We start from the raw sequence: 12,710 nt of genomic DNA, 5'->3' as shown, positions 1-12,710 counted from the left end.
CCGACGGCGCCGACCATCGTCCGCATTGGCCTGCGGCCCGGCGTCGTGGTCAGAGGGTCACGTGCTCGCTGACGGCGGGATGAGAACTCGGCCCGGGCGCAGCGCTCGTGCGGGGGTCGGGTGAGCCCGCCGGGAGGGCGTCAACGGGCAGGTGGGTTCTCGGGGTCGGTGGGGATGGGCCCGGTCTGGTCGGGGTCGCTTCGCGGGATCACCTGAGTCTCGTCGGCGCCGCCGATGACGATGGTGTCGTTCGGGCCGCGCGTGACCACAGTGGTGTCGGCCGTGGTCGGCGTCGCGTCGGTGACGGCAGTGCCGGAGTCGGAAGCCGGGGCGGGCGCGGAGCCAGGGTCGCCGGAGGCGATGGGCGAGGCGGGCGCGGAGCCGACAGCGCCGGAGGCGGCAGTGGGGGCCGGCGAGGAGACCGGGACGGCCACGGTCTCCTCGGTGGAACGCGGCGGCGGGATCACCTGAGTCTCGTCGGCCGCGGGATCCGGGGCGGACGCCTCGCGCTGAGCGGCGTAGGCGCGAGCCTGGTCGCGGATGACCGCCGACTCGGCGCCCGCGCGGTCGAGCCACTGGTCCCAGCGGGACTGCATCGGGCGGATCAGGCCACCGCCCACACCGACGATCACGACGCCGGCGACGGTGGCCAGCACGAAGATCAGCAAAGGCTGGGTGATCGACGTGGCGATGCGTACCTGGTCGAGGGCGGCGATGACGCCCAGCGCGACGATCACGACGGAGACGGCACGGGACAGCAAGCGGGCGTACGGAAGCGCGCCCAAGGCACTGACGATCAGGTCGGCGGCGGCGCGGGCGATCGCGGCCGCCACGACGATGATGACGATCGCCACGAAGGCGCGGGGCAGCCACGCGATCACCGCCGTCAGCAGGTCGCTCACGGGGTTGGGGCCCCACAGGCCGAAGGCCAGTTGCAGGGCGAAGAGCAGCACCGCGTAGAAGACGATCTTGGCGCAGAGGCCGCTGGGCGTGACGTTCTCACCGAGCAGCGGGCGCAGGGCGGGCGTCCTGTCCAAGCCGGCGCGGGCCAAGATCTTGGCGGTGGCCGTACGGAGCACGCGCGCCACCACATATCCGGCCAGGACGATGGCGGCGAACGCCAGCGCCGTGGGGACGAACAGCAGGACCGAACGCCACATGTCTTCGAGACCCCGGCTCATCGCGCCCCCTTGCCCTCGTGGCGGGCCGGCCAAACCCGGCCCCGGGAGCGCAACGAACGAGGAGCGCGGAGGACGCTCAGGAGCAGGGATTTCCGTTGATCGTGCAGCCGCTCGGGAGGTCGTCGCCGTCGCTGCGCATGCTGAAGGTGAACGTCACCGAGTCGCGCGCGGCGATCGCGGCGCCGCCGAAGGTGACCCGCGATCCGCTCGTCGACGCGGTGACGCCGCCACTGAGGACGGTGATCTCGGCGTCGCTGGGCACCGAGAGGCGAACCTGCCAGCCGGTGACGGCCGTCGAGCCGGGGTTGTTGACGGTGACCGTGCCCACGTACCCACTGTCACCACTCGTGTCGAAACCGTAGACAGCGGTCAGCGGGGCGGCGGCCGGGGTGGTGGCAGCAGGCGCGGTGGTCCTGGTCGGGGCGGCGGTCGTGGGCGCTGTCGTGGACGGCCGGGTGGTGGCCGGGACGGTCGGGGCCTTGAGGGTCGGAGCCGCCGCCGCCTCCGTGGTGGGCGCGGTGGTGGTCGGCGCGGCGGTCGTCGGCGACGGGCTGCTGCTGACCGGCGAGGCGGAGGCGGACGGCGCCGTCGTGGTGGGCTCGGCGGCGGGCGCGTCCAGGGCCGGGTCGGTGGTCGCCGCGGGCGCGCTGGTGACCACGCCACCGGCGGTCGGCTGCGACGACGACGAGTCCGGCCGCAGCGCGATGTATCCGGCGGCCCCGGCCAGGAAGGCCCCGGCCGCCGCGAGCGCGACGATCCCGGCGCGGCGCCGCCGCCCGTCCCGATGACTGCGCGGCTCGGCCCGCGGAGCCGACAGGTCGATCATGTTGGTCTCGGTGGCCGACGGATCACTCCACGGCCCCGCGAACAGCGCCGTCTCGGCGTCGGAGAGCCGCCCGGTCCCGGCCGCGTCCGCCCGCCCGACCCAGGGGTCGCCGTCCCCGATCCCGGCCCCGTCCCGCCGATAGGCGCCCGTCTCCGGCTCCAGATCAAGCCCCTCGTGCCGGTACGCGTCCGCGCCGTCACCGGCCGAGTCCCGCTCGAACCCGCCCGCGCCGTCACCGGCCGAGTCCCGCTCGAACGCGCCCGCGCCGCGACCGGCCCAGTCCCGCTCATACGCGCCCGCGCCGTGACCGGCCGAGTCCCGCTTATACGCGCCGCCGGCGCCGGCCGGGTCCTGCTCATACGTGCCTGCGCCGTCGCTGGCCCAGTCCCGCTCAAACACGCCCGCGTTATCCGAAGGCCCGGCGTCCGCCCCGAAGCCATCACCACCAGCCAAGGAGGCGTCATTTCCGGCATATCCGTTATTGCCGATGAGGTGCGCATCGCCGCCGGCATAGCGGCCGACATCGGCCGCGGAGCCGTCATCTTCGGTATATCCGTCATGGCCGGCCGAGGAGGCATCGTCTCCGGCATAGCTGTCGTGACCGGCCGGGGAGGCATCGTCTCCGGCATAGCTGTCGTGACCGGCCGGGTAAGCGTTGCCCCCGGCATAGCTGTCGTGACCGGCCGGGTAAGCGTCGCTCCCGGCATAGCTGTCGGGACCACCTGGATAGGCTTCGCGCCCTGCATAGATGTCAGGACCGCCCGGGTAGGCATCGCTCCCGGCATAGCCGCCATGGCCGGCCGAAGAAGCATCGCCGCCGGCATAGCTGTCGGGACCGGCCGGGAAGGCGTCGCTCCCGGCATAGCCGTCGGCGCCCGTCGAGTAGGCGTGGCCGGCGACGCTCTCCAGGCCGTAGCCGTCCCGCCCGGCGGCGTAGCCGTCCTGCCCATGGAGATACGTGTCCTCCCGGGCCGCGGCATAAGGCCGCCGATCGGCGCCTCGCCCGCCCTGGCCCGAGGAAACGTCCTCCTCGGCGAGACGCTGCGAGCGCCCGTCACCGAACCAGGACTCCTCCGCCTGCCCCGCCGCGGGATCAGTGGACGACGCAGCCGGCGCCGCCGGTTCCTCGGGCCAGAACGCCGCACGCTCCGCCGGCGCCGCCCACGAGGTGTCGCGCCGGGGTGGCCACGACGGATCGAACGAGGGCCGCGGCGCCTCGAAGCGCGTCGTCTCCGCGTCCGCGGGCAGAAGGGCGGGGTCCACCAGATCGCCCGAGCCGTATCCGGGACCGTGGTCCGCGCCGTCCGGGTCGTAGGCCGGCTGGTCGGGGTGGCGCTGTCCCGGGATCTGCCGCATGTCGGCGCGGTAGTCCGGTGCGCCATGGCGGGGGCGGCGGTCCTCGGTCACGGCGGCGACTATAAGTGAGCAATCTAAGGACAGCGAAGCTCGCGTAAGCAACAACCGGCTACCGACAGTGATATCGCACGGGATGACGTGGGACGGTCCCGGATAGTGCGGACTGGTCGTACCGTCAAGAATCGGACGGTTGGCCGGTGCGGGATCGTCCGAATGGCGGAGTCGGGATACGCTTTTGGGCATGGTCGGCGGTGCGGGTGGGGTGAGTGCTTCGGTGACGCCCGCGGTCCCCGCGGCGGCCGCTCTGGTGCACGATGCCGACTGGGCGGGCACGTCGCTGGGGGGCCGTGCGGGCTGGGATCCGGCCGTCGCCGCGACCGTCGAGCTCGTGCTCGGCTCGCCCATGCCGATGGCCTACAGCCACGGCGAGACGTTCCTGCTGATCTACAACGACGCGTACGCGGATCTGATCGGCTCCCTGCATCCCGCCGCGCTGGGCCGTCCCGCCGCCGAGGTCTTCGGTGAGCTGTGGCGCGCGCCCGGCCTGGGCGGTGTGATCGAAGAGGTCTACCGCACCGGCCGGCCCTATCTCGAGGCCGAGACCCAGCTGACCGTCGTGCGCGGCGCCGGCGGCCGCCCCGAGCAGGCCTTCTTCACCCGCGGCCACTCGGTGGTCCGCGACACGCGCGGCGCGATCGCCGGCGTGCTCACCGTCGCCGCCGAGACCACCCAGGTGACCCGGCGGCTGCAGAGCCTCGGCGAGCTGACCGCCCAGCTGGCGGGCGCGCTCACCGTCGACGACGTGGCGCGCGTGGTGCTGGGCTACGCGACCACCTCGTTCGACGTCGACCACTGTGTCTTCGCCGTCGACGACGGCGGCGCGTTCCGCTATGTGCGCCGCATCCGTGGCGAGATGCTCGACGAGGCCGACGAGCGGCTGCCCCCGGTGTGGAAGAGGGCGCCCAACGACCCCCGTGCCCCGCTGGTGGCCGCGGCGACCAGCGGCCGGCCGTCCTTCGTGTCCGACGGCGAGCCGCTGCGGGCCGTCGCCACCGACCGGCACGAGCAGCGGGTGCGCGCGCTGGCCTCGCTGCCGCTGCGCACCCCGTCGCTGACCGGCGCGCTGACCATCGGCTACCGCCACGCCCACCGGTGGCTGCCCGCCGAGCGGGCGCTGCTCAACGCCGCCGCTCAGCTGGTCGGTCAGGCCGCCGAGCGGGCCCGCCGGTTCGAGGCCCAGCACGGCACGGCTCAGTTGCTTCAGCGCAGCATGCTGCCGGAGCACCTGCCCGAGCTCGACACGTTCCGCATAGCGGCCCGCTACGACGTCGGCGTGGACGGCAACGCGGCGGGCGGCGACTTCTACGACGCGTTCCACCTGAGCGACGGCCGCCTCGCCATGGTGCTCGGCGACGTCGCGGGCCACGACGTGCGCGCCGCCGCCGTGATGGGCCAGGTGCGGGCCGCGCTGCGGGCGATGGCGCTGACCGATCCCGCGCCGCCGAGTGTCCTCGCCGGACTCGACCGCCTGGTCGGGTCGCTGGGCGCCGAGTCGCGCAACGAGGAGATCTTCGTGACTGTCGTGTACGGCGTGCTCGACCCCGCCGACGGCACGATCACGATGGCCAGCGCGGGCCACCCGCCGCCGGTGCTGCGCCGCGCCGGGGTGGCGGGCGGGGCGCCCACGGCCGAGCTGGTCAAGGTGCCGCCGGGCGCGCCGCTCGGGCTGGGCGGCCGCTGGCAGACCGGCCAGGTGCGGCTCGAGCCCGGCGACACGATCCTGATGTTCAGCGACGGCGTGGTGGAGCGCCGCGGCCGTGCCCTGAACGACGGTCTCGACGCGCTGGTCACGGTCGCCGCCTCCGCCGCGAGCGGCGATCCCCGAAACTTGTGTGCCTTGGCGACGACAGCGGTGCCGGGCGCGACCGACGACGACGTGGCGGTGCTGGCGGTCGAGCACGCGCTCGCGATGAGCCGTTCCGCGACGATGCTGGTGCCCGCGGAGCCGACCGGCCCTTCCCGCGTACGGCAATGGATGTCGACCCGCCTGCGCGAGTGGCACCTGCCCGAGCCGGTGATCGGCGCGGCGATCCTGTGCACGAGCGAGCTGACCACCAATGCCCTGCTGCACGCGGGCACGCCGGCGCAGGTGCACATCGACCTGAACGCGGAGCGGCTGCTCGTCTCGGTGGCCGACACCGGCACCCGCGGCACGGTGATCCGGGCGCACACCGACACGATGAGCAGTCGCGGGCGCGGGCTCGGTTTGATTGAAGAGTTGAGCGATTCGTGGGGCACCGACCCGTCGGTGCGCGGTTCGACGGTGTGGTTCGAGATGCTCGTGCCGGGCAGGAGCGCTCCCACGGCCGCCGACTCGCCAGCAGATTAACGATCACGTTACATGTGACGTACGTACGGTCACATGGAGTAGCGGAAAGCCATTCCAAAGCGGACATTGAACCCCGGGGTAGTGACGGCGCGTATTCGTTGCCGTAGAGTCATTCGCAAATCGGGGACGTCCACGTTGGAGCGGTATATGCGGATCAGAGGCTTTGCGCCGTCGACCCCCTGCTGGGTGGAGCTGACCACGTCGAACCCGGACGAGGCCGCCGGCTTCTACTCCGGGCTCTTCGGCTGGCAGCTCGACGGCGATCGATTCACCCTCGACGGCCGCGCGGTCGCCGGCCTGAGCCGGAACCGGTCGGACCGGCCCGAGGGCTGGCTGACCTATCTGGCCGCCCCCGATCTCGAGGGCACCACCGAGCGGGTGACGCAGGCGTACGGCCGGGCGCTCACCTGGCCCGAGGAGCGCGACGGCGCCCGCAGCGCGATCGTCGCGGACGGCGCGGGCGCCGTCTTCGGCCTGTGGCAGGCGGCCGGCTTCGCGGGCATGCAGGTGCGCGGCGAGCCGGGCACGATGGCCTGGTCCGACCTGCTCACCGACGACGTGGCCACCGCGACCTCGTTCTACTCGCAGGTTTTCGGCTGGACGCTGACCCACGAGTTCGGCAGCGGCGAATGGCTCACCGAGGCGCACGACTCGGTCGCGGGCCTGATCACCGGGCGGTACGGCGCCCGCTGGCAGCCGTCGTTCCAGGTCGCCGACACCTCGGACGCGATCGACCGGGTCGCCGGGCTGGGCGGCCGCGTGGTGAGCGGCCCGGCCGAGATGGGCCTCGGCTGCTCCGCCGAGATCGTCGACCCGTTCGGCGCCGCGTTCGCGGTCACCTCCCCGGTGCAGCGCGAGGTCAAGCTCGACATCGCCTACAACGACATCATCGGCATGGAGCTGACGTACGGCGGGTAAGAGAACAGGCGTTCGAAGGAGGAGACGTCATGACGACGAACGCCGAGAAAGACCCGTCGGACTGGACCACCGGCGACGAGCCGGCCACCGGCGCCCAGGAGTCGTACCTGCACACCCTCGCCACCGAGGCGCGGGAGGACGTCCCCGAGGGCCTCACCAAGGCCGAGGCGTCCCAAAAGATCGACGAGCTGCAGGAGAAGACCGGCCGCGGCCGCTGATATCGCGCGAAAGGCCGGCCCCGCACCCGCGGGGCCGGCCTTCTTTTGTGCCTTTCGCGTCAACCCCGGTTGACAGGTGCCGAATGTCAACGTAAGTTGACAGCATGACCGAAGCAACCGATCTCGCCGCGGCGGCGAGCAGCGCCGATCCCCGGGTCGGGCTCCGCGCGGTCGTGGCCTTGCGCCGCCTGCTCGAGGGCCTCGAGCACCTCCAGGTGGCCAACGCGCGCCGCAACGGCTGGTCCTGGCAGGAGATCGCCGACGCGCTCGAGGTGACCCGCCAGGGCGTACACAAAAAACACGCGCGTCTGATGCCGGCGCAGGACTCACGGGAGGGCTGACATGTTCGAGCGATTCACCACCGAGGCACGCGCCGTCGTCATCCGCGCGCAAGAGGAGGCCCGCGCCCTCGGGCACGGCCACATCGGCACCGAGCACGTGTTGATCGCGCTGGTCGCCGACCCGGACGGCCCCGTCGCGGCGGCGCTGCGAGACAAGGGCATCACCGCCGATTTCGTACGGGGTGAAGCGCGCCGCCGGGTCGAGCGCACCCCGCCGCTGTCGCCCGTCGACCGCGACGCCGAGGACGCGGCGGCCCTCAAGGCGATCGGCATCGACCTCGACGCCGTCCGCGCCGCCATCGAGCGCAACTTCGGCGCCGGCGCGCTCAGGCTGCCGCATCCCGAGCCGAAGAAGCGCGGCCTGTTCGGCCGGTTCTACGCCGGCACCGGCCACGTCCCCTTCACCAAGCGCAACAAAAAGGTGCTGGAGCTGTCGCTGCGCGAGGCGCTGCGGCTCAACCAGAAGTTCATCGCCCCCGAGCACATCGCGCTCGGCCTGGTCCGCGAGGGCGAGGGGCTGGCCATGCTGATCCTGGCCGACAGGGGCGTCGACTTCGACCGTTTCCGCGACGACCTGGTCCGCTCCCTGCGGAGCCACGCCGCCTAGCGGTAATAGATGCGCAGCTGGTGGCCGTCGGCGGTGCGGTGCCAGCCGACGTCACCCAGGGCCTGGATGTCGGGGCGCCGCTCGAGCCACTCGGCGGCCATCGCGAAGGCCTCGGCCGGGGTGCGCCCGATGAAGACCGCCCGGCGCTCCCACTCCTCGTAGACGGTGGGCGCGCCGGCGGAGAACCGGGCGCCCCGCGGACCGGTGACCACGGCCGTGGGCCCGATGCGCCGGCCGTTGCGGACGCCCTGGACGAACCAGTCGTTGACCGCCTCGTCGTGCTCCACGGCCCAGCCGTCGAGCCGGCCGATGTCGTCCGCGATCACCTTGCGGGCGCGGTCGAGGGCGGCGTCGAGCGTGGCGAAGTCGACGTCCTCGCCGTTGTACTCCACCCGGTACGCCATGCACGAGGATGATAAGCGCAGTCGGGCCGGTGGTCACTGGTCGCGAGCGAACCTCAGGCGCATCGCGGGGTCGGGGGTGCGGCGGAAGCCCAGCGACTCGTAGAGGTGCTCGCCGTCGGAGGAGGCGCGCAGGTCGACGCGCTGGATGCCGCGGCCGCGGAACCAGTCGAGCAGGGCGGTCACGCAGGCCCGCGAGTGACCCCGGCGGCGGTGGTCGGGGTCGGTGACGACGCTGAACACGTATCCCACCCGGCCGCTCGGGTCGCCGGGGCCGCCGAGCCGCTGCTCGATCGTGCCGACGGCGCAGGCGGCGAGACCGCCCTCGGGCCGGTCGACGACGAAGGCGACGAGGTACGGGTCGTCCTCGGCCAGCTGCTTGACCAGCAGCTGGCGGGCCGGCTCGCGCCAGTCGTCGTCCCAGGGAACCGCGGGCGGAAAGGCTTGCAACATCACGGCCCGGAGCCGGACCAGCTCGGCGGCGTCCTCGGGGGTGGCTCGGCGTGCACTCACGGGACGCTACGTTAACCGTCCCGCGCGACCGCCTCATCCGGGTTTCCCCTGGGGCGTGACCGACAGGACAGAGACTGGTATTTAAGATTTGAAGGAGCTACAGTCCTTGCCATGGTGCAACCGCTGACCGACGCCGAGCAACTCGCCTGGCGCACCTTCATCGAGAGCTCGTGGGCCCTTCACACCCATCTCGAGGACCAGCTGCGCGCGGACACCGGTCTCAGCATGAACGATTACCACGTGCTCGTGGTGCTGTCCGAGGCACCCGAGCGGCGGCTGCGGATGGGCGAGCTGGCCGGGCGGCTCGTCTTCTCGCCGAGCCGCATCACGTACCAGATCAGCTCGATGGTCAAACGCGGCCTGGTCCGCAAGCAGCCCTGTCCCGAGGACGGCCGCGGCCAGGAGGCCGTGCTCACCGACGAGGGACTGGCGGCCCTGGAGGCCGCCGCCCCGCTGCACCTCATCACCGTCCGCGACAGCTTCATCGACCGTCTCGACCCGGCCGAGCTCGCCGCGATCACCCGCGTGTTCAGCAAAGTGAGGAAGTCCTGAGATGCCCGCCATCACCGTCGACGACGTTCTCGTCCTGCCACGGCTTCCCCAGCTCGACCAGACCGCCGCCGTCCGCCCCGTCCGCCGGCTCACCACCGCCCCGCAGGGCTACGAGGGCGAGGGCTTCCCCGTCCGGCGCGCCTTCGCCGGCGTACCGCTCGAGGAGCTGGACCCGTTCATCCACCTCGACCAGATGGGCGAGGTCGACTACGCGCCCGGCGAGCCGAAGGGCACGCCGTGGCACCCGCACCGGGGCTTCGAGACCGTCACCTACATGATCGACGGCATCATGGACCACCAGGACTCGCTCGGTGGCGGCGGCACGATCACCAACGGCGACACCCAGTGGATGACCGCCGCCCGGGGCATCCTGCACATCGAGGCGCCGCCGGAGCACCTGGTGGTGAGCGGCGGGCTGTTCCACGGGCTCCAGCTGTGGGTCAACCTTCCCCGTGCCGCCAAGATGATCGCCCCCAAGTATCAGGACATCCGCGGCAAGGAGTCGGCGCTGCTCACCACGCCCGACGGCGGCGGCCTGATCCGGGTGATCGCGGGCGAGGTGGCCGGGCACGCCGGTCCCGGCTCCACCCACACCCCGATCACGCTGGCGCACGTCACGCTCCAGCCCGGCGCCCGGCTCGACCTGCCCTGGAAGCGCGACCACAACGCGCTGGTCTACGCGCTCTCCGGCCGCGGCACCGTGGGCGCCGACAAGCGCCCCCTCCAGATGGGCCAGCTCGCCACCCACGGCACCGGCGACGCGGTCCGGGTCGACGCGCACGACGTGCTCGACCTGTTCATCATGGGCGGCCGCCCGATCGGCGAGCCGGTCGCCATGTACGGACCCTTCGTGATGAACACCCGCGAGGAGCTGAAGCAGGCCTTCGACGACTTCCAGAAGGGCCGCCTCGGCGTCGTCCCCGCGGGCCGCGTCCCGCACACCTGACGGTCAGCCCGCCGTCACGTCGAGCACCCAGGTCACCCCGAAGCGGTCGGTGAGCATGCCGTAGAGGGGTGACCACCCGGACGGGGCCAGCTCCTGGAGGACCGTCGCGCCCTCGGACAGGCCCTTCCAGTAGCCGGTGATCTCGTCGGGCGCGGTGCCGCGCACGGACAGGAAGAAGGATTTGTCGCCCTGGTCGTACGACGTTCCGGCCGGGACGTCGTACGCCATGACGTGGAACCCGCCGGCGGACAGCACCTGCCCCCACATGACGCCGGCGCCGTCCGGATGCGGGACGACGGCGACGTCCCCGCCGAAGACGGACTGGTAGAACTCCAGCGCCGCCCGCGCGTCGCCGCGGAAGTTCAGGTGCGTGGTGGTCGTGATGCTCATGGCTCTCTCCTTGATCGCTGCGCTTTCGCTGGGAGAACCCTCGCAGGAGTAGAGGACAGGGTGTGGCCTCTACTTCCGGCACGATGAGATTCATGCCGAAGACGTCCGCGCGCCTGCTGTCCCTGCTGTCGCTCCTCCAGGCCCGCCGCGACTGGCCCGGCGCCCTGCTGGCCGAACGACTGCGGGTCAGCCCGCGCACGGTGCGCCGCGACGTCGACCGCCTGCGCGAGCTCGGCTACCCCATCGCCACCGCCAAGGGCCCCGACGGCGGCTACCGCCTCGGCGCCGGAGCGGACCTGCCGCCCCTGCTCTTCGACGACGAGCAGGCCGTGGCGCTGGCCGTGGCCCTGCGCACCGCCTCCGCCTTCTCGGAGGCCGCCGCCCGCGCCCTCACCACCGTCCGCCAGGTCATGCCGGCCCGCCTGCGCCACCGCGTCGACACGATCCAGGTCGACGACGTCTCACCGCACACGGCCCCCGTCGACCCCGACGTCATCCTGGCCCTGAGCGCCGCCGTCCACGCCCGCGAGACCCTGCGCTTCGACTACGGCCCCGGCGCCACCTACCGCCGAGCCGAGCCCCACCACCTGATCACCTGGCGCGGACGCTGGTACCTGATCGCCTGGGACCTGGACCGCGCGGACTGGCGCACCTTCCGCGCGGACCGCATCACGCCCCGGACGCCGGCCGGGCCGCGCTTCGCCCCCCGCGACCTGCCCGGCGGCGACCCGGCCACCTTCGTCCGGTCCCGCTTCCGCGGCGGCGACGCGGATTGGCCCTGCCGAGGCGAAGTGATCGTGCATCGTCCGGCGCACTCGGTGGCGGCCTTCGTCGGCGACGGCCTGGTCGAGGAACTGGCCGGGGATCGCTGCCGCCTCGTGCTGGGCTCGTGGTCGTGGCCCGGTCTGGCCGCGGCCGTCGCCCGCTTCGACGCGGACTTCGAGGTCGTCGGGCCCGGAGAGTTGAGGGCGGCCCTCGCCGAACTGGGACGCCGCTGCACCGCCGCGGCGGGGAAGTCTTGACTTCGAGTTCGGTTGAGGTCTCACCATGACGTCATGTCCGAAGTCACGACACCGACGGCGAGGATCGCGGTCATCGGCACGGGGGCCATCGGGACAGCGGTGGCCCGGCGCCTGCTGGAAGAAGGGCACGCTCCGACAGTGTGGAACCGCACGAGGGACCGGACGGCCGGCCTGGCCGCCGCCGGTGCCCGGCCGGCCGGTTCCGTGCGGGAGGCCGTGTCGTCCAGCAGCCTCATCCTGGTGACCCTGACCGACTACGCGGCTGTGCGGGAATGCTTGACCCTGCCGGACATGGACCTGTCCGGCCGCACCGTCGTCGGCCTGTACACCGGAACCCCGGCCGAGGCGCGCTCGATCGCCTCGCGCGTCACGGCATCCGGGGGACGATATCTCGACGCCGGCGTCCAGACGTCGCCCGACATGATCGGCACCGACACCGCGACGATCCTGTACAGCGGCTCGCGGGAGGCGTTCGAGGAGCACCGGAGCCTGCTCGGGTTGCTGAGCCGGCCGCGCTTCGTCGGGGAGGCGCCGGAGGCGGCGGCCCTGTGGGATCTGGCGCTGTTCGGGATCTGGTACGACGCCCACCTGGGTCTCCTGCGCGCCCTCGACACCGTCCGGGCGGCCGGCATCGACGTCGACGATTTCGCCGACACGGCCGGCACCCAGATCGGGCACGTGATCGCCGGCGTTCCGGGCACCGTCGCGGAGATGAAGGAGGGCAGCTACCCGCCGGGACCCGCCGACCTCACCGAGCACCTGACAGTCGTGCGGCACCTCATCGACCTGCGGAAAGGCCACAGCCTCGGCGACGGCGGGCTGCCCGACGTGGCGGCGCGCATCGAAGCGCTGATCGCGGAGGGCCGGGGCGGCGAGGGCCTGACCGCCACCGTCGGGCCGGCCGGCCGGGCGAGTGACGCGCCCATCCGGGTCGCACCGCGGGCGGCCCGGCGCGACGGCGAGACTTGACGACCGGCACCGAGATCTCCCTCGCTGTCCGGGACGCGTGTGCGGAACGCGGGCGGCGACCAGCTCGACGCGGGGGCGGCG

The 12,710-nt window shown here is 72.7% G+C and carries 14 protein-coding genes; 9 read left to right on the top strand and 5 right to left on the bottom strand.

Features of this window, described 5'->3' with window-relative positions:
* Positions 1-140: 140 nt before the first annotated feature.
* Both Ade02nite_RS22355 and Ade02nite_RS22350 read right to left on the bottom strand, forming a co-directional pair.
* On the bottom strand, positions 141-1,181 hold the full coding sequence (locus Ade02nite_RS22355; RefSeq protein ID WP_239168962.1) for a mechanosensitive ion channel family protein: 1,041 nt from the start codon (positions 1,179-1,181) through the stop codon (positions 141-143).
* 76 nt (positions 1,182-1,257) lie between these two features.
* On the bottom strand, positions 1,258-3,606 hold the full coding sequence (locus Ade02nite_RS22350; protein ID WP_203766834.1) for a cellulose binding domain-containing protein: 2,349 nt from the start codon (positions 3,604-3,606) through the stop codon (positions 1,258-1,260).
* Here Ade02nite_RS22350 and Ade02nite_RS22345 point away from each other — a divergent pair.
* From Ade02nite_RS22345 to Ade02nite_RS22325, 5 genes are all read left to right on the top strand, one after another.
* Positions 3,605-5,752: an ATP-binding SpoIIE family protein phosphatase gene (locus Ade02nite_RS22345; protein ID WP_203766832.1), complete on the top strand. Its 2,148-nt coding sequence runs from the start codon at positions 3,605-3,607 to the stop codon at positions 5,750-5,752. The genes Ade02nite_RS22350 and Ade02nite_RS22345 overlap by 2 nt on opposite strands.
* Positions 5,753-5,899: 147 nt before the next feature.
* Entirely contained in the window at positions 5,900-6,670 is a 771-nt protein-coding gene (locus tag Ade02nite_RS22340) for a VOC family protein (RefSeq protein WP_203766830.1), read from the top strand.
* A gap of 29 nt (positions 6,671-6,699) precedes the next feature.
* The gene (locus tag Ade02nite_RS22335; protein WP_203766828.1) at positions 6,700-6,888 is read left to right on the top strand and encodes a DUF3072 domain-containing protein; all 189 of its coding nucleotides are present in this window, start codon (positions 6,700-6,702) and stop codon (positions 6,886-6,888) included.
* A gap of 104 nt (positions 6,889-6,992) precedes the next feature.
* Positions 6,993-7,229 (top strand): helix-turn-helix domain-containing protein, encoded by a 237-nt coding sequence (locus Ade02nite_RS22330; protein ID WP_203766826.1) that lies wholly within the window; start codon positions 6,993-6,995, stop codon positions 7,227-7,229.
* Position 7,230: 1 nt separating this feature from the next.
* On the top strand, positions 7,231-7,836 hold the full coding sequence (locus Ade02nite_RS22325) for a Clp protease N-terminal domain-containing protein (protein WP_203766824.1): 606 nt from the start codon (positions 7,231-7,233) through the stop codon (positions 7,834-7,836).
* Here the strand turns inward: Ade02nite_RS22325 and Ade02nite_RS22320 are convergent.
* Both Ade02nite_RS22320 and Ade02nite_RS22315 read right to left on the bottom strand, forming a co-directional pair.
* Positions 7,833-8,240, bottom strand: a complete 408-nt coding sequence (locus tag Ade02nite_RS22320; RefSeq protein WP_203766822.1) for a hypothetical protein — start codon at positions 8,238-8,240, stop codon at positions 7,833-7,835. The genes Ade02nite_RS22325 and Ade02nite_RS22320 overlap by 4 nt on opposite strands.
* A gap of 33 nt (positions 8,241-8,273) precedes the next feature.
* The gene (locus tag Ade02nite_RS22315) at positions 8,274-8,750 is read right to left on the bottom strand and encodes a GNAT family N-acetyltransferase (RefSeq protein ID WP_203766820.1); all 477 of its coding nucleotides are present in this window, start codon (positions 8,748-8,750) and stop codon (positions 8,274-8,276) included.
* A 111-nt stretch (positions 8,751-8,861) separates the two neighbouring features.
* Between Ade02nite_RS22315 and Ade02nite_RS22310 the strand changes: the two genes are divergently transcribed.
* Together Ade02nite_RS22310 and Ade02nite_RS22305 are read left to right on the top strand one after the other, a co-directional pair.
* Positions 8,862-9,302: a MarR family winged helix-turn-helix transcriptional regulator gene (locus Ade02nite_RS22310; RefSeq protein ID WP_203766818.1), complete on the top strand. Its 441-nt coding sequence runs from the start codon at positions 8,862-8,864 to the stop codon at positions 9,300-9,302.
* Position 9,303: 1 nt separating this feature from the next.
* Positions 9,304-10,248, top strand: coding sequence for a pirin family protein (locus Ade02nite_RS22305; protein WP_203766816.1), 945 nt, complete (start codon positions 9,304-9,306; stop codon positions 10,246-10,248).
* Between the two features lie 3 nt (positions 10,249-10,251).
* Here Ade02nite_RS22305 and Ade02nite_RS22300 read toward each other — a convergent pair whose 3' ends face one another.
* On the bottom strand, positions 10,252-10,638 hold the full coding sequence (locus Ade02nite_RS22300) for a VOC family protein (RefSeq protein ID WP_203766814.1): 387 nt from the start codon (positions 10,636-10,638) through the stop codon (positions 10,252-10,254).
* A 92-nt stretch (positions 10,639-10,730) separates the two neighbouring features.
* Between Ade02nite_RS22300 and Ade02nite_RS22295 the strand changes: the two genes are divergently transcribed.
* Both Ade02nite_RS22295 and Ade02nite_RS22290 read left to right on the top strand, forming a co-directional pair.
* Positions 10,731-11,660 carry a helix-turn-helix transcriptional regulator gene (locus Ade02nite_RS22295; protein WP_239168961.1) on the top strand — a complete coding sequence of 310 codons (930 nt, stop codon included), beginning with the start codon at positions 10,731-10,733 and terminating at the stop codon, positions 11,658-11,660.
* A 33-nt stretch (positions 11,661-11,693) separates the two neighbouring features.
* Positions 11,694-12,629 (top strand): NAD(P)-dependent oxidoreductase, encoded by a 936-nt coding sequence (locus tag Ade02nite_RS22290; protein WP_203766810.1) that lies wholly within the window; start codon positions 11,694-11,696, stop codon positions 12,627-12,629.
* Positions 12,630-12,710: the final 81 nt, after the last annotated feature.

The organism is Paractinoplanes deccanensis (assembly GCF_016862115.1).
GTDB lineage: Bacteria > Actinomycetota > Actinomycetes > Mycobacteriales > Micromonosporaceae > Actinoplanes > Actinoplanes deccanensis.
The sequence above is the reverse complement of the archived record's forward strand: the minus strand, read 5'-3'. Positions and strand labels throughout refer to the sequence as shown.

Bases quoted from the DNA above. Each gene is read 5' to 3' on its own strand.
- Ade02nite_RS22300 (WP_203766814.1), bottom strand. From the start codon at position 10,638: ATGAGCATCACGACCACCACGCACCTGAACTTCCGCGGCGACGCGCGG.
- Ade02nite_RS22350 (WP_203766834.1), bottom strand. From the start codon at position 3,606: ATGCCCAAAAGCGTATCCCGACTCCGCCATTCGGACGATCCCGCACCG.
- Ade02nite_RS22290 (WP_203766810.1), top strand. From the start codon at position 11,694: ATGTCCGAAGTCACGACACCGACGGCGAGGATCGCGGTCATCGGCACG.
- Ade02nite_RS22295 (WP_239168961.1), top strand. From the start codon at position 10,731: ATGCCGAAGACGTCCGCGCGCCTGCTGTCCCTGCTGTCGCTCCTCCAG.
- Ade02nite_RS22320 (WP_203766822.1), bottom strand. From the start codon at position 8,240: ATGGCGTACCGGGTGGAGTACAACGGCGAGGACGTCGACTTCGCCACG.
- Ade02nite_RS22355 (WP_239168962.1), bottom strand. From the start codon at position 1,181: ATGAGCCGGGGTCTCGAAGACATGTGGCGTTCGGTCCTGCTGTTCGTC.
- Ade02nite_RS22330 (WP_203766826.1), top strand. From the start codon at position 6,993: ATGACCGAAGCAACCGATCTCGCCGCGGCGGCGAGCAGCGCCGATCCC.
- Ade02nite_RS22340 (WP_203766830.1), top strand. From the start codon at position 5,900: ATGCGGATCAGAGGCTTTGCGCCGTCGACCCCCTGCTGGGTGGAGCTG.
- Ade02nite_RS22305 (WP_203766816.1), top strand. From the start codon at position 9,304: ATGCCCGCCATCACCGTCGACGACGTTCTCGTCCTGCCACGGCTTCCC.
- Ade02nite_RS22345 (WP_203766832.1), top strand. From the start codon at position 3,605: ATGGTCGGCGGTGCGGGTGGGGTGAGTGCTTCGGTGACGCCCGCGGTC.
- Ade02nite_RS22335 (WP_203766828.1), top strand. From the start codon at position 6,700: ATGACGACGAACGCCGAGAAAGACCCGTCGGACTGGACCACCGGCGAC.
- Ade02nite_RS22310 (WP_203766818.1), top strand. From the start codon at position 8,862: ATGGTGCAACCGCTGACCGACGCCGAGCAACTCGCCTGGCGCACCTTC.
- Ade02nite_RS22325 (WP_203766824.1), top strand. From the start codon at position 7,231: ATGTTCGAGCGATTCACCACCGAGGCACGCGCCGTCGTCATCCGCGCG.